We start from the raw sequence: 20,997 nt of genomic DNA, 5'->3' as shown, positions 1-20,997 counted from the left end.
GGGGATACTGTCCGGCATGACGGAGACCACGGTCGGCATCGGCGGCGCGGCGGAGAGCACCGACATGGTGCTGAACATCGGCCCGCAGCATCCCTCCACGCACGGCGTGCTGCGGCTGCGGCTGGTGCTCGACGGCGAGGTCATCCGGCACGCCGAGCCGGTCGTGGGCTACATGCACCGCGGCGCCGAGAAGCTCTTCGAGGCGCGCGACTACCGCCAGATCGTCATGCTGGCCAACCGCCACGACTGGCTCTCCGCCTTCTCCAACGAGCTGGGCGTGGTCATGGGCGTCGAGCGGATGCTCGGCATGGAGGTGCCGGAGCGGGCCGTCTGGCTGCGGACGCTGCTCGCGGAGCTGAACCGGGTCCTCAACCACCTGATGTTCCTGGGCTCGTACCCGCTGGAGCTGGGCGGCATCACGCCCGTCTTCCACGCCTTCCGGGAGCGCGAGGAGCTCCAGACGGTGATGGAGGAGGTCTCGGGCGGCCGGATGCACTACATGTTCAACCGGGTCGGCGGCCTCAAGGAGGACCTGCCGGCGGGCTGGCTCGGCCGGGCCCGGCAGGCGGTCGCGGACGTGCGGTCGCGGATGGACGTGTACGACCGGCTGGTCCTCGGGAACGAGATCTTCCGGGCCCGCACGCGCGGGGTCGGCGTCCTGGCCCCGGAGACCGTGCACGCCTTCGGGGTGTCGGGGCCGATCGCCCGCGCCTCCGGCGTCGACTTCGACCTGCGGCGCGACGAGCCGTACCTGGCGTACGGGGAGCTCGGGGACACCCTGCGGGTGGTGGTCCGCGAGGAGGGCGACTGCCTGGCCCGCTTCGAGTGCCTGCTGGAGCAGACGCACAACTCCCTGGAGCTGGCGGACGCCTGTCTCGACCGGCTGGACGAGCTGCCGCGGGGGCCGGTCAACCAGCGGCTCCCGAAGGTGCTGAAGGCCCCGGAGGGCCACACGTACGCCTGGACCGAGAACCCGCTCGGGCTGAACGGCTACTACCTGGTGTCGAAGGGCGAGAAGACGCCGTACCGGCTGAAGCTGCGCTCGGCGTCGTACAACAACATCCAGGCGCTGGTGGAGCTGCTGCCGGGGACGCTGGTCGCGGACATGGTCGCGATCCTGGGGTCGTTCTTCTTCGTCGTCGGCGACATCGACAAGTAGGGACGGGCAGGGCGCGGGGGCGGGCCGCGCTCAGGGGTGACGCAGCACGGCGTGGTCCCGGGTCTCCCGGCCGGGGCGGCGGCGGTCGACGACCGTCCAGCCCCAGCGCGCGTACCGGTCGGTCAGCTCCGGCACGTCGAGGGTCATCAGCAGCGCGGGCCCGGCCGGGCGGGACGCCAGGAGGGCGTCGTGCAGGGCCCGGCCGAGGCCGCGGCCCTGGTGGGCGGGGGCGACGACGAGTTCGGCGAGTTCGAAGGCGGGGGCGGCGCCGGAGAGGGCCGTGTCGGTCCAGCCGGCGGCGAGTCCGAGGAGTTCGCCGTCGGGGCCGAGGGCGGCCGCCGCGCGGAAGTCGGGGCGCCGGGCGGCGGAGTCGAGGAGCCGGTCCACGGTCCGTACGGCGCCGCTCGGCGGCTCGTGCCAGGGGGCGCCGCCGAACGCCTGGGCGCACAGGGCGATCAGCTCGTCGCGGCGGGCCCGTGCCTCCTCCGGGAGGAGGAGGCCGACGTCCCGGGTCACTGGTTGACGGCGTCGCGCAGCTGGGCGAGGTCGAGCTGCTCGGTCTCGTCGTGCGCGGTCAGGTCGATGACCTGGCCGATCGGGCCGCTGGCGGAGGGGCGGACCACGACGGGCTCGTCCTCCCGGGCGGCGGCCGGAGCCTGGGCCTGGACGGCGGCCGAGGCCGGCACCGTGGTCAGGGCCTGGGCCTCGGCCTGGGCCGGGGCCTCGGGCGCGAGGGCGGGGCGGGCGGCGGCCGCGCGGGCCTCCTCCAGGACCTCCTCGCCCACCACGTCGGCGAGGTCGGTGTCCTGGACGGCCTCGATCGCCGCCTTCTGGGTGCCGAAGAAGTCGAAGCCGCCCTCGGTGCGCTGGACGGGCCGGCGGGCCGCGTAGGGGACGATCGCGCTGGCCGCGGGGACCGCCGGGGCCGGGGCGGCCGGGGGCAGCGCCTTCGCGGGGGCCCCGGCCGGGCCGAGGGCCGCCGGGGCCTCCTGGGCCGCCGGGCGGGCGTGCTGCTCGGCGGCGTGCCGGCCGCGCGGCTCCTCCGGCTCGGCGGCGCGCTCGGCGAGGTCGCGCGCGCGGGCCGCCTCGGCGGTGCGGCGGGCCCGCTGGGCGGCGGCGTTGCGGGGCAGGTCGCGCAGGGCCTCGGCGGCGCGGCGGTACGCCTCCGGGGTGGGCGTCGACCCGGCGGCGGGCAGCTCCTTGGGGGCGTCGCCCGCGGTCGCCTGGGCCAGGACGCGGCGGCCCTCCAGGGCGCTGGCGCGCTCGGTCTCGGCGGTGGCGTAGCGGCGCAGCAGGTCGGCGTGCTCGCCGCGCAGGCCGGCCAGTTCGACGCGCTTGGCGCGGAGCTTGGCGTCCAGGCGGATGCGCAGGGCGCGGGACTCCTCCAGGTCCGCCTCCAGCTCGGCGAGGCGCTCCTCGGCCTTCCACTGGTCGGCGGTGCGGGCGCGGTTCAGCTCGGCGACCTGGCGGCCGGCGCTGCGGTCCCAGCCGCGCATGAGGACGGCACCGGTGACGGCGGCGGCCGCCGCCGCGGCGGCGAGCAGCCGCACGACCACGAGTTCCCCGGGGATCCAGGCCGCCGCGGCGCAGACGACCGCGGCGCCGGCGACCGCGGAGGGCGGCATCAGCTTGTGCAGAGGCGGGGAATGACGGTGGCGTCCACGTGGCATGGCCTGAAATTTACCGTGCGTACGCAAGGCGTGGGAGGTCGGCCCGGCAATCATTTGGCCACTTCTCGACAACGGAATCGGAGAGACCGCGTTCCGCTTCCGCTTCGGGCCGACTTCCCCTCTCCGGCGACTACTTGCCGACCAGCCCCTTCTCCTTCAGATAGGCAGCGGCGACGTCCTCGGGCTTCGCCCGCTCGGCGTCCACCTTGCGGTTGAGTTCGGCGAGATCCGCGGTGGTCAGCACCTTGGTGATCTTGTCGAGGGCGGCGGCGACCTCGGGCGCCCCGGCCTCCTTCGCGTTCACCACCGGCAGCACGTTGTCGGCGTTCTGCAGGTGCTTGTCGTCCTCCAGGAAGACCAGGCCGAAGCCGTCCACCGTGGCGTCCGTGGTGGTCGTCAGGACCAGCTGGTCCACCCCGTCCTTGACCGCCTGCTTGGCCTGCGGGGTGCCCACGCCCTTGGGGTCGACGCCCGCCACGTCGATCCCGTACGTCTTCTTCAGACCGGGGGCGCAGAAGGGACGGACCGCGCATTCGTCGCCCGCCGCGATCTTCACCTTCAGCTTCGCCGCGCCGAGGTCGGAAAGGGTCTTCAGCTTGTTCTTCGCGGCGAATTCCTTCGACACCGCGAAGGCGTTCTGGTCGACCGCCCCGCCGGCTTCCAGGACCTTCAGTCCGCGCGGTTCCGCGAGCGCCCGCAGCGCGTCCACGGTGGCCTTCACGTCACCGGAGGCGACCGGCTTCTCCTCGGGCGCCTTCGGGCCGTTCACCTTCGCGTTGAGGAATTCCGCGAGCGTCGCCGCGTATTCCGGCACGACGTCGATCTCGCCCTTCTCCAGCGCCGGCTCGTACAGCTCACGGTTCTTCACCGTGGTGACCGAGACCGAGTAGCCCGTGTCGCGCAGCAGCTGCGCGTACAGCTCGGCGAGCACCTTCGACTCGGTGAACGCCGCCGCGCCCACCACCAGGGAGCCCTTGCCCCCGCCGGAGCCCGGCGCGGTCTTCTCCTTGCCCTGCTCCAGGCTGTCGCCGCCGCACGCGGTGAGCGAGACGGCCAGCGCGGCGGCGCCCAACAGCGCGCCCGTGGCGCGCGAGATCCTCTTCACGACTTCAGTCCTTCGCTCTCGGTGTCCACATACGTCACGTCCGGGGCGGCCGGGGCACGAACAGCCGGTCCAGGCCCACCAGCACGCCCTCCACCACCAGCGCGAGCAGGGCCACCAGGGCGGCGCCCGCGACCACCTGCGCGGTGTCGTAGAGCGCGAAGCCGGCGGTGATGATCCGGCCGAGGCCGCCCTGGCCGACCATGGCGGCGATGGTCGCGGTCGCGACCACCTGCACGGCGGCGGACCGGATCCCGGTCGTCACCACCGGCGCGGCCAGCGGCAGTTCCACCCGGCGGAAGACCTGCCCGCCCGTCATCCCCATGCCCCGGGCCGCCCGGACGGCCGCCCGGTCGACCTCCCGGACCCCCACGTACGCGTTGGTCAGCAGCGGCGGTACCGCGAAGAGGACCAGGGCGGTCACGGTCGGCACGTATCCCGCGTTCCGCAGGGGGGAGACCATGAAGAGCGCGAGGACGGCGAAGACCGGGACCGCCCGCCCCACGTTCGACACGTTGACCGCCAGCGCGCCGCCGCGCCCGAGGTGCCCCAGCCACAGCCCGAGCGGCAGGGCGAGGGCCCCGGCGATCAGCAGCGCCAGCGCGCTCACGTACACGTGCTCGGCCAGGCGCGCGCCGATGCCCTCCTCGCCGGTCCAGTGCGCACCGGTGGTGAGCCAGGTCCACGCGTCCGTCACGACCCCCACCTCACCCACCCCCCGGCGCGCCCCGGACCCGGGACCAGGGCGTGAGCAGCCGCTGGACGCCCAGGAGCAGCAGGTCGGCGACGACGGCGAGCAGCACGCAGAGCACCGAGGCGGCGAGCACCTGCGCCTTGAAGAAGGTGGGCAGGGCGTCCTCGATGAGATTGCCGAGGCCGCCACGGCCGACGACCGAGCCGATGGTGGTGAGCGCGATCGTGGAGACGGTGGCCATCCGGACGCCGGCCATCAGGACCGGCAGCGCGAGCGGCAGTTCGACCTGCCAGAGCAGCCTCCAGGGGCCGAAGCCGAGGCCGCGCGCGGCCTCCCGGGTCTCCGCCGGGACGGCTTCGAGGCCGGCCAGGGCGTTGCGCACCAGGATCGTCAGCGCGTAGAGCACCAGGCCGGTGACGACGAGCGCGGAGGAGAGCCCGAAGACGGGCAGCAGCAGCGAGAACATGGCGAGCGACGGCACCGTGTAGAGCAGGGTGGTCAGCCCGAGGACCGGGGCGGCCAGGCGCGGCCTGGCCCGCACGAGGAGGGCCAGCGGCACGGCGACGAGCAGCGCGATCGCCACCGAGGCGGCGGTGAGGCCGATGTGCTGGACCAGGGCGTCGGTCAGCTCCTCGCGGCGGGTGCGCAGGTACTCCCCGCAGATCCAGTCGTTGCCGACCAGGCAGTTCGGCGCGCTCATCCGGACCTCCCCCCAGGCAGCCGCCGTTAGAACGTGTGTATGGCGACCCTAGCGTCCGCCACCGACAACGGGGCCGGTCCGAGGCCCGTGCCGCCGATCCGCCACCTCGCCGCAACACCGTCTTCACACATGCCCGGTGACGAGGGGCCAGAATGGGCCCATGATCCGGTTCGAACAGGTGACCAAGCGCTATCCGGACGGCACCACCGCGGTCGACGACCTCTCCTTCGAGGTCGCCGAGGGCGAGCTCGTCACGCTCGTCGGCCCCTCGGGCTGCGGCAAGACGACCACGATGATGATGGTGAACCGGCTGGTCGAGCCGAGCTCCGGCCGCGTCCTCGTCGACGGCCGCGACGTCGCCGGAGTGGACCCGGTCGCCCTGCGCCGCAAGATCGGCTACGTCATCCAGCAGGTCGGGCTCTTCCCCCACCGCACGGTCCTCGACAACACCGCGACCGTCCCCGCCCTGCTCGGCTGGAAGAAGGCCGCCGCACGCGCGCGCGCCGCCGAACTCCTCGAACTCGTCGGCCTCGACCCCGCCGTCCACGGCCCCCGCTACCCCGCCCAGCTCTCCGGCGGACAGCGCCAGCGCGTCGGCGTGGCCCGCGCACTCGCCGCCGACCCGCCGGTCCTCCTCATGGACGAGCCCTTCGGCGCCGTCGACCCGGTCGTCCGCGAGCGGCTCCAGAACGAGTTCCTCGCCCTCCAGGCCACCGTCCGCAAGACCGTCCTCCTCGTCACCCACGACATCGAGGAGGCCGTCCGGATGGGCGACCGCATGGCCGTCTACGGACAGGGCCGCATCGAGCAGTTCGACGCCCCCGCCACCGTCCTCGCCTCCCCCGCCACCCCCTACGTCGCCGACTTCGTCGGCGGCGACCGCGCCCTCAAACGCCTGGCCGTCACCCCCGTCACGGCCGAGGACCTCGACCCGCTGCCGGACGGCGCCCCCGCCGCCGCGTCCGGCTCCGTCCCCCTCGGCGGCAGCCTCAAGGACGCGCTCGCCCTGCTCCTCCAGGACGACTCCGGCCGGCTGACCGTCACCGGCGCCGACGGCCGCCCGCTCGGCACCCTCACCCCCGCCGGGGTCCACCGCGCCCTGCGCCGCAGCGCCACGTAACTCAGTCCGCCCGCAGCTTCCCGCTCATCCACACCAGGCCGGGCGGGATCTCGCGGTTCCACGTGGTGAAGTTGTGGCCGCCGCTCTCCAGCGTGATCGAGGAGACCCGCGCCGGCCTCTTCACCTTGGCGATGAACTCCCGCGTCCCCTTCAGGTTCCCCTCCCCGGACCTCGACGTCGTCACCAGGAACGAGGAGGCCGGCTGCGGACGGTGGTCCAGGCTCCACAGCAGGTCGGCCCGGCGCCGCAGCTCCCGGTCCCCGTGGAAGAGGTCACCGGTCGTCACGTCCTCCGCCGCCCGGTAGTACGCCGAGAAGCCCGCCCCCGCCACGAACCGGTCCGGGTGGTGCAGCGCGATCTTCAGGGCGCAGTAGCCACCCGTCGAGTTCCCCATGACCCCCCAGTTCCGCGGCTCCGTCCCCACCCGGTACGTCTCCGACACCGCCCGCGGCAGGTCCTCGGCGAAGAAGGTCTCCGTCCGCGGACCGCCCGGCACGTCCACGCACTCGGTGTCCCTCGGCGGCGCCACCGTCGGCCGCAGCATCACCAGCACCATCGGCTGCATCCGCCCCTCCCTGGCCTGGAGCGCCGCCGTCCTCGGGTACTTCAGCCCCTTGATCAGGTTCTCCGCCGTGCCCGGATACCCCGTCAGCACCACCGCCGCCGGGAACGACCGCTTCGCGTACCGCTCCTGGAAGTACTCCGGCGGCAGGTAGACGAAGGCCGGCGAAGTGATCCCCGACCGGGCACCCCGCACCACCACCTGCTGGATCTGCCCGCCCACCGACGGCCGCGCACCCCCCGGCACGTCCACCGCGCGCGTACCCACCACCCGCACGTCCTCCGAGGCGGCGCCGTGGTCCACGACCACCCCCATCTCCTGCTCCCGGCCGAACAGATCCGCCCAGGAACCGTAGAAGAGGAAGGAACGGTTCGCCGCGAGGCCCACCGCCGCGAACAGCGCCAGCTGCGTCGCGAACAACAGCCCCACCCTGCCGAGGACCGGCCGCCACCCCCGGCGGGCCAGCCGCGACCACAACAGCACCGTGACCGAGAACAGCGCGACGGCCGCCGCCACCGCCGTGACGAGCGCCGCACCACTGGTGAGACCCATGAGACGTCCGAACCTTCCCTCGTGACGACTTCCCGGACGCCCCGACGACTTCCTGAGAATTTCCCGTGCCCGAATGAACCCGCCCCCGCGCAGCCCCGTCCTAAGGGACGCCCCGAACAGGGCCGAAAAAGACCACGGAAGCACGGGAAGCGCGGGAAGCGATGTCTGTCACGGTAGATGGGGACAAAACATCATCGGTTCCGGTCCGGATCCGCCGAATTCTCAGCGGCCCCCCACCGGAACGCGTCCCCGCCCTCATCGGCACGGCCTGCACCCTCGTCGGACTCGTCGACATCGCCGCCGGAGTCTTCCCCCGCTTCCGCGCCAGCCGCGTCCACGCCCTGGCCGAAGTCCTCCCCGGCACCCTCGGCCCCCTCTCCGCCGCCGTCTCCCTCTGCGCCGGCGTCCTCCTGCTCCTCGTCGCCCACGGCCTCAAGCGCCACAAGCGCCGCGCCTGGCGGGCCGTCGTCCTCCTCCTCCCGCTCGGCGCCGCCGCCCAGTTCGTCTGGCGCCACTCCGTCCTCGGCTCCCTGCTCTCCCTCGCCCTGCTCGCCCTGCTGCTGCGCCACCGCGACCAGTTCGCCGCCCTCCCCGACCCCCGCAGCCGCTGGCGCGCCCTCGCCAACTTCGTCGTCATGGGCGCCGGCTCCCTCGCCCTCGGCCTCGTCGTCGTCAGCGCCCACCCCCGCCGCGTCGTCGGCGACCCCAGCCTCACCGACCGCCTCGAACACGTCCTCCTCGGACTCGTCGGCGTCGAAGGCCCCGTCGCCTACACCCACGGCGTCGACTGGACCGTCGGCTACTCCCTGGGCGCCCTCGGCACCCTCACCGCCCTCACCACCCTCTACCTCGCACTGCGCCCCGAGCACCCCGCCGCCCGCCTCACCGACGAGGACGAGGCCCGGCTCCGCGCCCTCCTCGACCGCCACGGCGGCCGCGACTCCCTCGGCCACTTCGCCCTCCGCCACGACAAGGGCGTCGTCTTCTCCCCCAGCGGCAAGGCCGCCGTCTGCTACCGCGTCGTCTCCGGCGTCATGCTCGCCAGCGGCGACCCCATCGGCGACGTCGAGGCCTGGCCCGGCGCCATCGAACGCTTCATGGACGAGGCCCGCGCCCACTCCTGGACCCCCGCCGTCATGGGCTGCTCCGAGACCGGCGGCCAGGTCTGGACCCGCGAGACCGGCCTCGACGCCCTCGAACTCGGCGACGAGGCCGTCATCGACGTCGACGCCTTCTCCCTCTCCGGCCGCGCCATGCGCAACGTCCGCCAGATGGTCAAGCGCATCGAACGGGGCGGCTACACCACCCGCGTACGCCGCGTCCGCGACCTCTCCGACACCGAACTCGACCTCGTCCGCCGGGCCGCCGCCGACTGGCGCGGCACCGACACCGAACGCGGCTTCTCCATGGCCCTCGGCCGCATCGGCGCACCCGGCGACGGCGACGCCGTCATAGCGACCGCCCACCTGACCGACCCCGACGGCCCCCACGGCCCCCACGGCGACCTCAAAGCCATGATCCACTTCGTCCCCTGGGGCCCCGACGGCATGTCCCTGGAACTCATGCGCCGCGACCGGAGCGCCGACCCCGGCATGAACGAGCTCCTCATCGTCGCCGCCCTCCAGGCCGCCCCCACCCTCGGCATCCGGCGCGTCTCCCTCAACTTCGCCATGTTCCGCTCCACCCTCGCCCGCGGCGAACGCATCGGCGCGGGCCCCGTCCTCCGCCTCTGGCGCGGCCTCCTCCTCTTCCTCTCCCGCTGGTTCCAGATCGAGTCCCTCTACAAGTTCAACGCCAAGTTCCAGCCACGCTGGGAACCCCGCTTCGTCGTCTACCGCACCGGCCGCGACCTCCCCCGCATCGGCCTCGCCGCCATGCAGGCCGAAGGCTTCCTCACCCTCGCCCTGCCCCGCCCCTTCGCCCGCCGCGGACCCGCCAGGACCCCCCGCCCCTGCGCCCACGTCGTACCGCCCCGGAGCAGCCGCGAGCACGAGGCCAGCCCGGCCTGAAACCGCCCCCGGCCCCGGCGGGCCCTACGCTGGTCGTATGAGTACGACGATCGACCGGGGCGCCCCCCTCGGCCTCCCCGAGTGGGACCGCTGCGCGGTCATGGGCGTGGTCAACGTGACCCCGGACTCCTTCTCCGACGGCGGCCGCTGGTTCGACACCACGGCCGCCGTCAAGCACGGCCTCGACCTCGTCGCCCAGGGCGCCGACCTCGTCGACGTCGGCGGCGAGTCCACCCGACCCGGCGCCACCCGCGTCGACGAGGAGGAGGAACTCCGCCGCGTCGTCCCCGTCGTCCGCGGCCTCGCCGCCGAAGGCGTCACCGTCTCCGTCGACACCATGCGGGCCTCCGTCGCCACCGCCGCCGTCACCGCCGGCGCCACCCTCGTCAACGACGTCAGCGGCGGCCTCGCCGACCCCGGCATGGTCCCCGCCGTCGCCGCCGCCGAGGTCCCCTTCGTGGTCATGCACTGGCGCGGCTTCAGCCAGGACATGAACAGCCTCGCCGTCTACGACGACGTCGTCACCGAGGTCGTCACCGAACTCCGCACCCGGATGGAGGCCGTCGTCGACGGCGGCATCGCCCCCGAGCGGATCGTCATCGACCCCGGCCTCGGCTTCGCCAAGCTCGCCCCCCACGACCTCGCCCTCGTCGCCCACCTCCCCGAGCTGCGCGCCCTCGGCCGCCCCCTCCTGGTCGCCGCCTCCCGCAAGCGCTTCCTCGGCCACGTCCTCACCCGCGAGCCCGGCGCCACCCCGCCGCCCGCCCGCGAACGCGACGCCGCCACCGCCGCCGTCTCCGCCCTCGCCGCCCACGAGGGCGCCTGGGCCGTCCGCGTCCACGAGGTCCGGGCCACCGCCGACGCCGTCCGGGTCGCCCGCGCCGTCGAAGGAGCCCGGTGACCACCGACGACGAGCCCGGCGGCCACGACACCGGCCCGACCGCCGACCGGAACGCCGACCGGGCCGCCGTCGAAGCCGCCAACACCGCCTTCTACACCGCCATGGAAGAAGGCGACTTCGACCGCCTCGAAGACCTCTGGCTCGACGACGGCTCCGCCGACATCTCCTGCGTCCACCCCGGCTGGCCCGTCCTCACCGGCCGCCGCGAAGTGCTCCGCTCGTACGCGCTGATCATGGCGCACACCGACTACATCCAGTTCTTCCTCACCGACGTACGGATCTCCCTCACCGGCGACACCGCCCTCGTCACCTGCACCGAGAACATCCTCAGCGGCGGCCCCGCCGAGGACGGCGCCGAACTGGGCCCCCTCGTCGGACAGCTCGTCGTCGCCACCAACACCTTCCGCCGCACCCCCGAGGGCTGGCGGATCTGGTCCCACCACGCCTCCCCCGTCCTCGCCGGACCCGACGACGACACGCCCCCCGCGACCCCCGACGACCAGCCCGGAACCCCCGCCTGACGGCCCCGACAGCAAGCGCTGTCGGGCCCCGCAGGTAGATTCGACGGAGGACACCCGGCCGTCCGCACCCGGCTGCGTGCCCCCGCAACTACGACAGCAGGAGTGATTCGCGTGGATCGTGTCGCGCTGCGCGGCCTCAAGGCCCGAGGTCACCACGGCGTCTTCCCCAAGGAGCGCGAGGAGGGGCAGACCTTCATCGTGGACCTGGTCCTCGGCCTCGACACCCGCCCGGCGGCCGCCGACGACGACCTCACCAAGACCGTCCACTACGGCGTCGTCGCCGAGGAGGTCGTCGACGTCGTCCAGGGCGAGCCCGTGGACCTGATCGAAACGCTCGCCGAGCGCATCGCCCAGCAGTGCCTCAGCCACGCGGGCGTCCAGGAGGTCGAGGTGGTCGTCCACAAGCCGGACGCACCCATCACCGTCCCCTTCGACGACGTCACCGTCACGATCACCCGGAGCCGACGATGAAGCCGACCCAGAGCGACCCCACCGTCCAGCCCGTACCCGCCGCAGTCGTCGCCGCCGTCGACGCCGCCGACACCACCCTCTCCAACCCCCGCTGGGCCGTCCTCGCCCTCGGCGCCAACCTCGGCAACCGCCTGGAGAACCTCCAGGGAGCCGTCGACGCCCTCGCCGACACCCCCGGCCTCCGCGTCAAGGCGGTCTCCCCCGTCTACGAGACCGAGCCCTGGGGCGTCGAGCCGGACAGCCAGCCCTCGTACCTCAACGCCGTCGCCCTCGTGAAGACGACCCTCCCGCCCTCCTCCCTCCTGGAGCGCGCCCAGGCCGTCGAGGAGGCCTTCCTGCGGGTCCGGGACGAGCGCTGGGGCGCCCGCACGCTGGACGTCGACATCATCACGTACGCGGACACGGTCTCCGACGACCCCGTCCTCACCCTCCCCCACCCCCGCGCCCACCAGCGCGCCTTCGTGCTGGCCCCCTGGCACGACGTGGACCCCGACGCCCAGCTCCCCGGCCACGGCCCGGTGGCGGCCCTCCTGGCCGCCGCCGACCGCGCCGGCGTGACGCCCCGGACCGACCTGGAACTCCGTCTCCCCGAGTAATCGTTACGCTACGTGGCAGACCACCCGCGACCACGTGAAGGACACCCGGTGAAACAACTGCGGCTCAAGGTGCTCGCCGGACTCTTCCTGGTCGCCGGCATCCTCTCCTGGGGCGGCGCCCGCCTCTGGGACTCGGTCGGCACGCTCCCCAGCGTGCCGCTCGCCGCGCCCATCGTCCTCGCCGTGATCGCGGTGGTCCTCACCGCCACCGCCCTCTCGATCCGGGCCCGCCTCAAGGCCCAGCGCGAGCGCCGCCCCGGTGCCAAGGGCGTCGAACCCCTGATGGCCGCCCGCGCGGTCGTCTTCGGCCAGGCCAGCGCCCTGGTCGCCGCCCTCGTCGCCGGCCTCTACGGCGGCGTGGGCGTCTTCCTCCTCGGCTCCCTCGACGTCCCCGCCCGCCGCGACCAGGCCCTCTACGCCGCCGCCGCGGTGGTGGCCGGCCTCGCCGTCATCGCCGCCGCCCTCTTCCTGGAACGCGTCTGCAAGCTCCCCGAGGACGACGACAAGGGCCCCGCCCCCGCCGCCTGACCCCTACCAGGCCTCCCGGGCGAGGTGTCCGTTGACCAGGAAGGTGGGGTAAGGGGCGAGCCGGAAGCCGTAGAAGGTGAAGGGTTTCGCGCCGAGTGCGGGCCGGGGGCGGACCTCGTGGACCTGGACCCAGGAGGACTCGGGCGGGTCAAGGGGGTGGTGCTCGGGGGTGAAGGTGCCGCGGGACTGCCAGCGGTCGGAGATGCAAAGGGCCGATGCTTGCTTCGCCTTGGAGCTCGGAGTGAACCGTGCTCCGATGATCGGAGCGATCTCGGCCAGGAAGGGCGTGTTGGCGCTCGCGATCACGCGTGCGTCCCAGTCCTTGCGGCGGAAGCCGTCTCCTTCGACGTATCCGTCCAGGAACCCCTCGAAGGTATCGATGTCGCGCAGGACGACCCGAGGGAACCGCTGCCGCATATGATGGGCGTCTCCGCCCACGTAGTGCCGCAGCGCGTCCGAGAGGTACGAAGACACCACCCGCACCCGGAAGCCGGGCAGGCCGCGCTTGAGGTAGCCAGACGGGCGGGTCACCGGCTCCAGCCGCGCAGGAAGCCCCGTACAGGCCGTCAGCGCGGCCGCGTAGCGCGTCGCGAATGCCTCCTCGTTCACGACCAGCGACACATAGTTCTTGCCGACTGTCCCATCGGCGCACGTGGCGCCCAGGAAGTAGCCAAACTCGTACCCCGGCCAGATCGTCAGCCGTTGCCGGCGCAGCTTCCGCGCAGGCGTCCACGCGACCGTCGTTCCCACCGCGTCCGCCGCATGCGTCCACCCATCCGGGGTGAGCAGCAACAGGTCCGGGCTGGCAAGGAAGGTCATCTGGTCGGTGACCACCTCGACGGCGTGCCGTGCCTTGGCGGCGGTCACGTCGGTGACGGTGGTCTGCACCGTCCGATCGCCGTCCAGCGTCCACATGATGTCGCCGGAGGCCACGTTCTTCGCCTGAACGCAGCCTCCGACCAGATTGACGAGCATCTTGCTCGCAAGGCCGTATCCCATACCGGGGACGGTAGGGAGCCCGGCGGGCGGTTCGCCCCTAACGTGCCAGAATCAGGGACATGGCCTCGGCCCTGGTGGTAGCGTCGCGCAGTTGCCCGCGCACCGCCGAGGTCGTCGTCTTCGCACCCGGCTTGCGAATGCCCCGCACCGACATGCACATGTGCTCGGCCTCAATGACGACGATCGCTCCGCGCGCTTCGAGAATGCGCATCAGCGAGTCCGCCACCTGAGTGGTGAGACGTTCCTGCACCTGCGGCCGACGTGCGTAGACGTCGACCAGACGGGCCAGCTTCGACAGGCCCGTGATCTTTCCGCTCTCCGCCGGGATGTAGCCCACATGGGCCACGCCGTGGAACGGGAGAAGGTGATGTTCACAGAAGCTTACGAGTTCGATGTCCTTCACGAGGACCATCTCGTCGTGACCGAGGTCAAAAGTCGTGGTCAGGACATCCTCAGGCTCCTGTCGCATCCCTGACAGGAGTTCCCTGTACGCCCGTGCAACGCGCGCAGGGGTCTGCTGCAAACCCTCGCGGTCCGGGTCCTCGCCGACCGCGATGAGGAGCTCTCGCACGGCGTTCTCGGCGCGCTTCTCGTCGAACTCGCCGATCCTGCCCTCGCCGTCCAGCGTCACCGGGTCGGTCATCTGTGCCTCGTTCCGTCTGGTCCTGACATGGCGCGAAAAAAGGCCGCGCCCCCACAGGCTAGAACCTGTGGGGGCGCGGCTTCCATTCCGGGGGCCGGGGCTCAGGGCTCCGGGGTGTCCTCGGGGGCGATGTCGAGGCCCTTGGTGGTGTCGACCACCGGGGCCGCCGTGCCGTTCGCGCTGTTCGTCAGGGCCAGCTCCTTGGGGGAGAGGACCGGCGGACGCGTGGACGGGGTGCGGCGGGACGAGCCGGTCCAGGCCGGACGGGCCGGGCGCTTGACGATCGGGGCGAAGATCTCGGCGATCTCCTCCTTGCCCAGGGTCTCCTTCTCCAGGAGGGCCAGGACCAGGTTGTCGAGGACGTCGCGGTTCTCGACCAGGATCTCCCACGCCTCGTTGTGCGCGGTCTCGATGAGCTTCTTGACCTCTTCGTCGACCAGCGCGGCGACCTCTTCCGAGTAGTCGCGCTGGTGGGACATCTCGCGGCCGAGGAAGGGCTCGGTGTTGTCGCCGCCGAACTTGATGGCGCCGAGCCGCTCGGTCATGCCGTACTGCGTGACCATCGCGCGGGCGGTGGCGGTGGCCTTCTCGATGTCGTTCGCGGCGCCGGTGGTCGGGTCGTGGAAGACGAGCTCCTCCGCGGCGCGGCCGCCCAGCATGTACGCGAGCTGGTCGAGCATCTCGTTGCGCGTGGTGGAGTACTTGTCCTCGTCCGGGAGGACCATCGTGTAGCCCAGGGCGCGGCCGCGGGACAGGATGGTGATCTTGTGGACGGGGTCGGCGTTGGGAGAGGCCGCCGCGACCAGGGCGTGGCCGCCCTCGTGGTAGGCGGTGATCTTCTTCTCCTTGTCCGACATGATCCGGGTCCGCTTCTGCGGGCCCGCGACCACGCGGTCGATCGCCTCGTCGAGCGCCTTGTTGTCGATCAGCTTCTGGTCCGAACGGGCGGTGAGGAGCGCCGCTTCGTTGAGGACGTTGGAGAGATCGGCACCGGTGAAGCCGGGGGTGCGGCGGGCGACGGCGCCGAGGTCGACGTCCGGGGCGACCGGCTTGCCCTTCTGGTGGACCTTGAGGATCTCCAGGCGGCCCTGCATGTCGGGGCGGTCGACGGCGATCTGCCGGTCGAAGCGGCCCGGGCGCAGGAGGGCGGGGTCGAGGATGTCGGGGCGGTTCGTGGCGGCGATCAGGATGACGCCGCCCTTCACGTCGAAGCCGTCCATCTCGACGAGCAGCTGGTTGAGGGTCTGCTCGCGCTCGTCGTGTCCGCCGCCGAGGCCGGCGCCGCGGTGGCGGCCGACCGCGTCGATCTCGTCGACGAAGACGATGGCCGGGGCGTTGGCCTTGGCCTGCTCGAAGAGGTCGCGGACGCGGCTGGCGCCGACGCCGACGAACATCTCGACGAAGTCGGAGCCGGAGATCGAGTAGAAGGGCACTCCGGCCTCGCCGGCGACGGCGCGCGCGAGGAGCGTCTTGCCGGTTCCGGGCGGGCCGTAGAGGAGGACGCCCTTGGGGATCTTGGCGCCGACGGCCTGGAACTTCGCGGGCTCCTGGAGGAACTCCTTGATCTCGTGGAGTTCCTCGACGGCCTCGTCCGAGCCGGCGACGTCGGCGAAGGTGGTCTTGGGCGTGTCCTTGGTGATGAGCTTGGCCTTGGACTTGCCGAAGTTCATGACGCGGCTGCCGCCGCCCTGCATCTGGTTCATCAGGAAGAGGAAGACGACCACGATGAGGACGAAGGGGAGGAGCGAGAGCAGGATCGAGACGAAGGGCGACTGCTTCGTCGGGGAGACGGTGTAGCCCTTCTCGATCTGCCCGGCCTCGAACTTCTCCTGGAGCTTGTCGGCGAGGTCGGCGCCCTGGGTGCCGATGTAGCTGGCCTGGACCTTGCCGCTGCCGTCGATCTTCGTGTCGCCGGTGAGCTCGATCTTGACGATCTGCTCGTCACCGGTGGTGATCTTTGCCTGCTTGACCTGGTTCTTGTCGATCGCCTGGACGACCTTGCCGGTGTCCACCGTCTTGTAGCCCTCGGACGAGCCGACGACCTGCATCAGCACGACCACGGCGAGGACGGCCAGCACGATCCACATGACCGGCCCACGGAAGTATCGCTTCACGTCCATCCATACGGGGCGAGAAATCGCCCCGTCCCTCCTGCCCGTAGGTAAATGCCGCTGTATGAGAAAAAGCTGTTCTTCGGACGGTACCTCAGCATCGTCGCCCGCGACCGCCTTCCCGTGGTTCAACGGAGGGAAGGCGGTGCGGGTTCCCCGCGAGGGGGGGCGGATCAGCCGCCGTAGACGTGCGGGGCGAGCGTGCCGACGAACGGAAGGTTCCGGTACTTCTCGGCGTAGTCGAGGCCGTAGCCGACGACGAACTCGTTGGGGATGTCGAAGCCGATCCACTTGACGTCGATGGCGACCTTGGCGGCCTCGGGCTTGCGCAGCAGGGTGCAGACCTCCAGGGAGGCGGGCTCGCGCGAGCCGAGGTTCGACAGGAGCCAGGACAGCGTCAGGCCGGAGTCGATGATGTCCTCGACGATCAGGACGTGCTTGCCCTTGATGTCGGTGTCGAGGTCCTTGAGGATGCGGACGACGCCCGAGGACTGGGTGCCGGCGCCGTAGGAGGAGACGGCCATCCAGTCCATGGTGACGGGGGTGGACAGGGCGCGTGCCAGGTCCGCCATCACCATCACGGCGCCCTTGAGGACTCCGACGATGAGCAGGTCCTTGCCCGCGTATTCCGCGTCGATCTTCGCGGCCAGCTCGGCGAGCTTGGCGTCGATCTCTTGCTTGGTGATGAGCACCGACTGGAGGTCGGTGCCCATGTCCTTCTCGTTCACCCGGGTCACTTTCGTTGCAGCGTGCGTCAGCCTTGCCGGATGACCAGTCTGCCACCCTGGCGGCGGGCTTCGACGCGGCCGGGCAGGTTGATGGCGCCCTGGCCGCGCCAGCCGGTGATGAGCCGGTCGAGTTCTTCGATGTGGCGGGCGAAGAGGGAGCCGGCGGGGGCGCCCTCGGCGATGGCGGCGCGGCGCAGGACGCGGCGGCGTACGGCGGGGGGCAGGCTGTGGAGCTTGGCGCACTCCAGGGCGCCGGCCTCGTCGCGCGCCGAGGTCTCGGCGTCGGCGGCCCAGGTGTCGAGGGCGTCGGCGTCGTCGCGGGAGAGCTGGGCCGTTCGGGCGAGGGCTTCGACGACGCCCTTGCCGAGGGCCTTCTCCAGGGCGGGGAGGCCTTCGTGGCGGAGGCGGGAGCGGGTGTAGGCCGGGTCGCTGTTGTGGGGGTCGTCCCAGACGGCGAGTTCCTGGGCGATGCAGGCCTTGCGGACGGTCTGGCGGTCGAGCTGGAGGAAGGGGCGGCGGTAGCGGCCGTGGTTGCCGGAGACGGCGGCCATGCCGGAGAGGGAGCGGATGCCGGAGCCCCGGGCGAGGCCGAGGAGGACGGTCTCGGCCTGGTCGTCGCGGGTGTGGCCGAGGAGGATCGCGGTGGCGCCGTGGCGTTCGGCGGCGGCGTCGAGGGCCGCGTACCGGGCGTCGCGGGCGGCGGCTTCGGGGCCGCCCTCGCGGCCGACGGTGACGGCGACGGCTTCGACGGGGCCGAGGCCGAGGGCGGTCATGCGGTCGGCGACCTCGCGGGCGCGGCCGGAGGAGCCGTCCTGGAGGCCGTGGTCGACGGTGATGCCGCCGGCGCGGACGGGGAGTTTGCGTGCCTCGAAGGCGAGGGCGGAGGCGAGCGCCATGGAGTCGGCTCCGCCGGAGCAGGCGACGAGCACGAGGGGGTGCGTGTCGCGGGGGGCGGCGGGGTCGGTGGGGTGCTCGGTGAGGACGTCGTGGAGTACGCGGCGGACCGCCAGGCGTATCGCCGCGACCGCAGGATGGGGACCCATGGTTCGGTGCCCTTCGTGAATGGGGTGAGGTGCCTCGGTCGGAGTCTTAACGGTCGGAATGGGGTGTTCGGTCACTCAGAGTGCGTCGATGGTGACAGAAACGTGGCCCTTACCCGAGCATTGCATGCCTCACCCCACGGCCAGGGTCCCTCGGATGGGTGATTGGTGGTGTGTTCCGCGGTGTCGTCGCGTCGTGCGCCGCTTCCGTCCCGGGAGTCTGCCGTACGGTGCGCCCCCGCCGGTGGTGCCCGGCGGGGTTCGCCGTCAGGAGTCGGGGGTGCGGTGGACGCGGGTGATCCAGTCGGCGGGGGCGGCGATCTCGCTCTTGGTGGGGAGGGTGTTGGGGGAGGTCCAGACGCGGTTGAAGCCGTCCATGCCGACCTGGTCGACGACGGCGCGGACGAAGCGCTCGCCGTCGCGGTACTGGCGGAGCTTGGCGTCGAGGCCGAGGAGCTTGCGCAGGGCGAGGTCGAGGCGGGAGGCGCCGCGGGCGCGGCGGGCCTGGAACTTCTCGCGGATCTCGGCGACGGAGGGGACGACCTGGGGTCCGACGCCGTCCATGACGTAGTCGGCGTGGCCTTCGAGGAGGGACATGACGGCGGTGAGGCGGCCGAGGATCTCGCGTTGTTCGGGGGTCTGGACGAGTTCGACGAGGGACGGGGAGGGGTCGCCCTCCTCGGCTTCGGGGCGGCCGCCGGCGAGGGTCTGGGCGGCTTCGCGGAGGCGTTCGACGAAGGTGCCGGGGTCGACCTCGGTGGCGGCGAGGAATGACTGGATCTCGCCCTGGAGGTGGTCTCGGAGCCAGGGTACGGCGGTGAACTGGGTGCGGTGGGTCTCCTCGTGGAGGCAGACCCAGAGGCGGAAGTCGTGGGGGGAGACGGCGAGTTCTCGTTCGACGTGGACGATGTTGGGGGCGACGAGGAGGAGGCGGCCGCCGCCTCCGGGGGCGCCGGGGAGGTCGCGGGTGGCGGGGGCGAAGGTCTCGTACTGGCCGAGGATGCGGGAGGCCAGGAAGGAGAGCAGCATGCCGAGCTCGACGCCGGTGACCTTGCCGCCGACGGCGCCGAGGACGGCGCTTCCGGGGGTGGCGGTGCGGCGCTCCTGCATCTTGCCGAGGAGCGGGGTGAGGAGTTCGCGGAAGCCGGCGACGTTGGCCTTGATCCAGCCGGTGCGGTCGACGACGAGGACGGGCGTGTCGTGGGGTTCGGCGCCCTCGGGGAGCATCCGGGTGTAGGCGCGGACGTGTTCCTCGGCGGCCTTGGCGTGGCGGCGGAGTTCGGCGACGACGGCGCGGGCCTCGTCGCGTCCGACGTCGGGGCCGGGGCGGACCAGCCTGGTCGCGGTCGCGACCGCGAGGTTCCAGTCGACCATTCCGGACGTGCCTGCACCACCGATGCTCGTCATGCGTCAACCGTACGGGTTCGGGCCCCTTTCGGGTCCTCTCCGGCGGGGCGCGGGGGGATCAGTTCTGGCCGGTGAGTGCGGCGGAGAGGCGGTCGAGGGCGGGCTGGGCGAGGTCGGGGGAGGGGGTGCGGCCGGCCAGGAAGGCGAAGGCGAGGAGGCGGCCGTCGGTGGTGACGACGGTGCCGGCGAGGGTGTTGACGCCGGTGAGGGTGCCGGTCTTGGCGCGGACGAGTCCGGCGCCGGCGGGGGCCTGTCCGTAGCGGCCGGCGAGGGTGCCGGTGAAGGCGCCGACGGGGAGGCCGGTGAGGAGGGGGCGGAGTTCGGGGTGGGCGGGGTCGGCGGCGCGGGTGAGGAGGGCGGTGAGGAGGGCGGCGGAGACGCGGTCGTGGCGGTCGAGGCCGCTGCCGTCGGCGAAGCGGGCGCCGTTGAGGGGGAGGCGGAGTCTGCCGAGTTCGTCGCGTACGGCCTTCTCGGCGCCGCGGAAGGAGGCGGGCTGCCGGTGGGCGAGGGCGGTCTGCCGGGCGAGGGCCTCGGCGAGGTCGTTGTCGCTGTTCGTGAGGGTGCGTTCGACGAGGTCGGCGAGGGGGGCGGAGTGGGTGCGGGCGACGGGGGCGCCCTGGGGGGTGCGGCCGGGGGCGGGGTCGCCGGTGACCTTCACGCCGGCGTCGGCGAGGTGGCCGGCGAAGGCGGTGGCGGTGTCGCGGGCGGGGTCGCCGGAGCGGGGGGCGGGTCCGCTCGTGCTGTCGTCGAGGCGGCCGCCGCGGGTCATGAGGGCGGTGACGGGGGCGAGGTTCTCGTTGGGCCCGATGGGGTGGACGGCGGGGCCGGGGTAGAGGCGCGTGTCGTAGGCGAGGCGTACGGAGGTGTGTCCGCGCTTCCGGAGGGCGCGGGCGGTGTCGGCCGCGAGCCGCTTCAGCCGGGCGGGGTCGAGGGTGGGGTCGCCGCCGCCGGTGAGGGTGACGGCCTTGCCGTCGGGGGCGGCGGTGACGGTGGTGGCGATGCGGTGGTCGGGGCCGAGGGCGGAGAGGGCCGCGGCGGCGGTGGCGATCTTGACGGTGGAGGCGGGCGTCATCGGGGTGCGGGCGCCTTCGCCGTACAGCTGGCGGCCGGTGGCGGTGTCGACGACGGAGGCGGTGCGGAGGGTGCCGAGGCCGGGGTCGGCGAGGAGGGGGACGAGGACGCGGGCGAGGTCGGCGGGGCGGGCGCTGGGGGTGGCCGGTCCGGTCAGGGCGGTGAGGACGCCGGGGGCGCTGGGCGCGGGGGCGGGTCCGGCGGGTTCCCGGGGGGCGGCGGGGGCGGGGGCCGGGGCGGGGTGACGCTCGCCACCCTTCGCGGGGGCGGCGGCGCGGGCCCGCTCGGCCGTACGCTGGCCCCCGTCCCATGGGCCGGCCGCGGTCGCCGCCGCGGCGGCGAGAGCCAGACCGAGCATGGCGGAGCCCGCCGTGAGCTGCCACACCCTCGGTTCCGGCATTGCTGACCAGCCC

21 protein-coding genes are annotated in these 20,997 nt (G+C 72.9%); 8 read left to right on the top strand and 13 right to left on the bottom strand.

All coding sequences use genetic code 11. From position 1 onward, the window contains the following. Nucleotides 1-16 precede the first annotated feature (16 nt). Nucleotides 17-1,159, top strand: a complete 1,143-nt coding sequence (locus ACFW6A_RS30245) for an NADH-quinone oxidoreductase subunit D (protein ID WP_351851685.1) — start codon at nucleotides 17-19, stop codon at nucleotides 1,157-1,159. 30 nt (nucleotides 1,160-1,189) lie between these two features. Here ACFW6A_RS30245 and ACFW6A_RS30240 read toward each other — a convergent pair whose 3' ends face one another. The 5 genes from ACFW6A_RS30240 to ACFW6A_RS30220 form a co-directional block, all read right to left on the bottom strand. Further along, nucleotides 1,190-1,675, bottom strand: a complete 486-nt coding sequence (locus tag ACFW6A_RS30240) for a GNAT family N-acetyltransferase (RefSeq protein WP_351851688.1) — start codon at nucleotides 1,673-1,675, stop codon at nucleotides 1,190-1,192. Continuing rightward, nucleotides 1,672-2,829, bottom strand: coding sequence for a hypothetical protein (locus ACFW6A_RS30235; RefSeq protein ID WP_386644357.1), 1,158 nt, complete (start codon nucleotides 2,827-2,829; stop codon nucleotides 1,672-1,674). Before ACFW6A_RS30235 ends, ACFW6A_RS30240 begins: the two co-directional genes overlap by 4 nt. Nucleotides 2,830-2,959: 130 nt before the next feature. Then, nucleotides 2,960-3,934: an ABC transporter substrate-binding protein gene (locus tag ACFW6A_RS30230; RefSeq protein ID WP_351855756.1), complete on the bottom strand. Its 975-nt coding sequence runs from the start codon at nucleotides 3,932-3,934 to the stop codon at nucleotides 2,960-2,962. A gap of 34 nt (nucleotides 3,935-3,968) precedes the next feature. Further along, the gene (locus tag ACFW6A_RS30225) at nucleotides 3,969-4,637 is read right to left on the bottom strand and encodes an ABC transporter permease (RefSeq protein ID WP_351855757.1); all 669 of its coding nucleotides are present in this window, start codon (nucleotides 4,635-4,637) and stop codon (nucleotides 3,969-3,971) included. A gap of 1 nt (nucleotide 4,638) precedes the next feature. Beyond that, nucleotides 4,639-5,325 (bottom strand): ABC transporter permease, encoded by a 687-nt coding sequence (locus ACFW6A_RS30220; protein ID WP_351855760.1) that lies wholly within the window; start codon nucleotides 5,323-5,325, stop codon nucleotides 4,639-4,641. Between the two features lie 160 nt (nucleotides 5,326-5,485). On the opposite strand from ACFW6A_RS30220, the gene ACFW6A_RS30215 reads away from it, so the two are divergent. Further along, on the top strand, nucleotides 5,486-6,445 hold the full coding sequence (locus ACFW6A_RS30215) for an ATP-binding cassette domain-containing protein (RefSeq protein WP_351855762.1): 960 nt from the start codon (nucleotides 5,486-5,488) through the stop codon (nucleotides 6,443-6,445). 1 nt (nucleotide 6,446) lies between these two features. Here the strand turns inward: ACFW6A_RS30215 and ACFW6A_RS30210 are convergent, their stop codons facing one another. Then, nucleotides 6,447-7,559, bottom strand: a complete 1,113-nt coding sequence (locus tag ACFW6A_RS30210) for an alpha/beta hydrolase-fold protein (protein WP_351855764.1) — start codon at nucleotides 7,557-7,559, stop codon at nucleotides 6,447-6,449. A gap of 161 nt (nucleotides 7,560-7,720) precedes the next feature. Between ACFW6A_RS30210 and ACFW6A_RS30205 the strand changes: the two genes are divergently transcribed. The 6 genes from ACFW6A_RS30205 (at nucleotide 7,721) to ACFW6A_RS30180 (ending at nucleotide 12,585) form a co-directional block, all read left to right on the top strand. Beyond that, a complete protein-coding gene (locus ACFW6A_RS30205) occupies nucleotides 7,721-9,568 on the top strand; it encodes a phosphatidylglycerol lysyltransferase domain-containing protein (RefSeq protein ID WP_351855767.1) in 1,848 nt (615 codons plus the stop codon). A gap of 37 nt (nucleotides 9,569-9,605) precedes the next feature. Then, on the top strand, nucleotides 9,606-10,469 hold the full coding sequence (gene folP, locus ACFW6A_RS30200) for a dihydropteroate synthase (RefSeq protein WP_351855769.1): 864 nt from the start codon (nucleotides 9,606-9,608) through the stop codon (nucleotides 10,467-10,469). After that, complete coding sequence (locus ACFW6A_RS30195; protein WP_351855772.1) at nucleotides 10,466-10,990, top strand: nuclear transport factor 2 family protein; 525 nt, start codon at nucleotides 10,466-10,468, stop codon at nucleotides 10,988-10,990. Before folP ends, ACFW6A_RS30195 begins: the two co-directional genes overlap by 4 nt. Before the next feature lie 111 nt (nucleotides 10,991-11,101). Then, nucleotides 11,102-11,461 (top strand): dihydroneopterin aldolase, encoded by a 360-nt coding sequence (gene folB / locus ACFW6A_RS30190; RefSeq protein WP_030495863.1) that lies wholly within the window; start codon nucleotides 11,102-11,104, stop codon nucleotides 11,459-11,461. Then, complete coding sequence (folK, locus tag ACFW6A_RS30185; protein WP_351855776.1) at nucleotides 11,458-12,057, top strand: 2-amino-4-hydroxy-6-hydroxymethyldihydropteridine diphosphokinase; 600 nt, start codon at nucleotides 11,458-11,460, stop codon at nucleotides 12,055-12,057. Before folB ends, folK begins: the two co-directional genes overlap by 4 nt. 48 nt (nucleotides 12,058-12,105) lie before the next feature. Next, nucleotides 12,106-12,585, top strand: a complete 480-nt coding sequence (locus tag ACFW6A_RS30180; RefSeq protein WP_351855778.1) for a DUF3180 domain-containing protein — start codon at nucleotides 12,106-12,108, stop codon at nucleotides 12,583-12,585. 3 nt (nucleotides 12,586-12,588) lie between these two features. Here the strand turns inward: ACFW6A_RS30180 and ACFW6A_RS30175 are convergent, their stop codons facing one another. The 7 genes from ACFW6A_RS30175 to dacB all read right to left on the bottom strand — a co-directional run bounded on the left by ACFW6A_RS30175 (nucleotide 12,589) and on the right by dacB (nucleotide 20,984). Continuing rightward, entirely contained in the window at nucleotides 12,589-13,584 is a 996-nt protein-coding gene (locus ACFW6A_RS30175) for a hypothetical protein (protein ID WP_351855781.1), read from the bottom strand. Nucleotides 13,585-13,621: 37 nt separating this feature from the next. After that, nucleotides 13,622-14,227 carry a GTP cyclohydrolase I FolE gene (gene folE, locus ACFW6A_RS30170; RefSeq protein WP_386477325.1) on the bottom strand — a complete coding sequence of 202 codons (606 nt, stop codon included), beginning with the start codon at nucleotides 14,225-14,227 and terminating at the stop codon, nucleotides 13,622-13,624. Between the two features lie 101 nt (nucleotides 14,228-14,328). After that, the gene (ftsH, locus tag ACFW6A_RS30165; protein ID WP_351855786.1) at nucleotides 14,329-16,347 is read right to left on the bottom strand and encodes an ATP-dependent zinc metalloprotease FtsH; all 2,019 of its coding nucleotides are present in this window, start codon (nucleotides 16,345-16,347) and stop codon (nucleotides 14,329-14,331) included. 164 nt (nucleotides 16,348-16,511) lie between these two features. Next, entirely contained in the window at nucleotides 16,512-17,051 is a 540-nt protein-coding gene (gene hpt / locus ACFW6A_RS30160) for a hypoxanthine phosphoribosyltransferase (protein WP_043226634.1), read from the bottom strand. A gap of 41 nt (nucleotides 17,052-17,092) precedes the next feature. After that, the gene (gene tilS / locus ACFW6A_RS30155) at nucleotides 17,093-18,109 is read right to left on the bottom strand and encodes a tRNA lysidine(34) synthetase TilS (RefSeq protein ID WP_351855788.1); all 1,017 of its coding nucleotides are present in this window, start codon (nucleotides 18,107-18,109) and stop codon (nucleotides 17,093-17,095) included. A gap of 264 nt (nucleotides 18,110-18,373) precedes the next feature. Next, nucleotides 18,374-19,513, bottom strand: coding sequence for a zinc-dependent metalloprotease (locus tag ACFW6A_RS30150; RefSeq protein ID WP_351855791.1), 1,140 nt, complete (start codon nucleotides 19,511-19,513; stop codon nucleotides 18,374-18,376). A gap of 58 nt (nucleotides 19,514-19,571) precedes the next feature. Next, nucleotides 19,572-20,984 carry a D-alanyl-D-alanine carboxypeptidase/D-alanyl-D-alanine-endopeptidase gene (gene dacB, locus ACFW6A_RS30145; RefSeq protein WP_386644351.1) on the bottom strand — a complete coding sequence of 471 codons (1,413 nt, stop codon included), beginning with the start codon at nucleotides 20,982-20,984 and terminating at the stop codon, nucleotides 19,572-19,574. Nucleotides 20,985-20,997: the final 13 nt, after the last annotated feature.

Origin of the sequence: Streptomyces sp. NPDC058758, from assembly GCF_042746075.1 — a bacterium.
Classification (GTDB): Bacteria; Actinomycetota; Actinomycetes; order Streptomycetales; family Streptomycetaceae; genus Streptomyces.
This window is presented reverse-complemented; position numbering and strand designations above follow the sequence as displayed.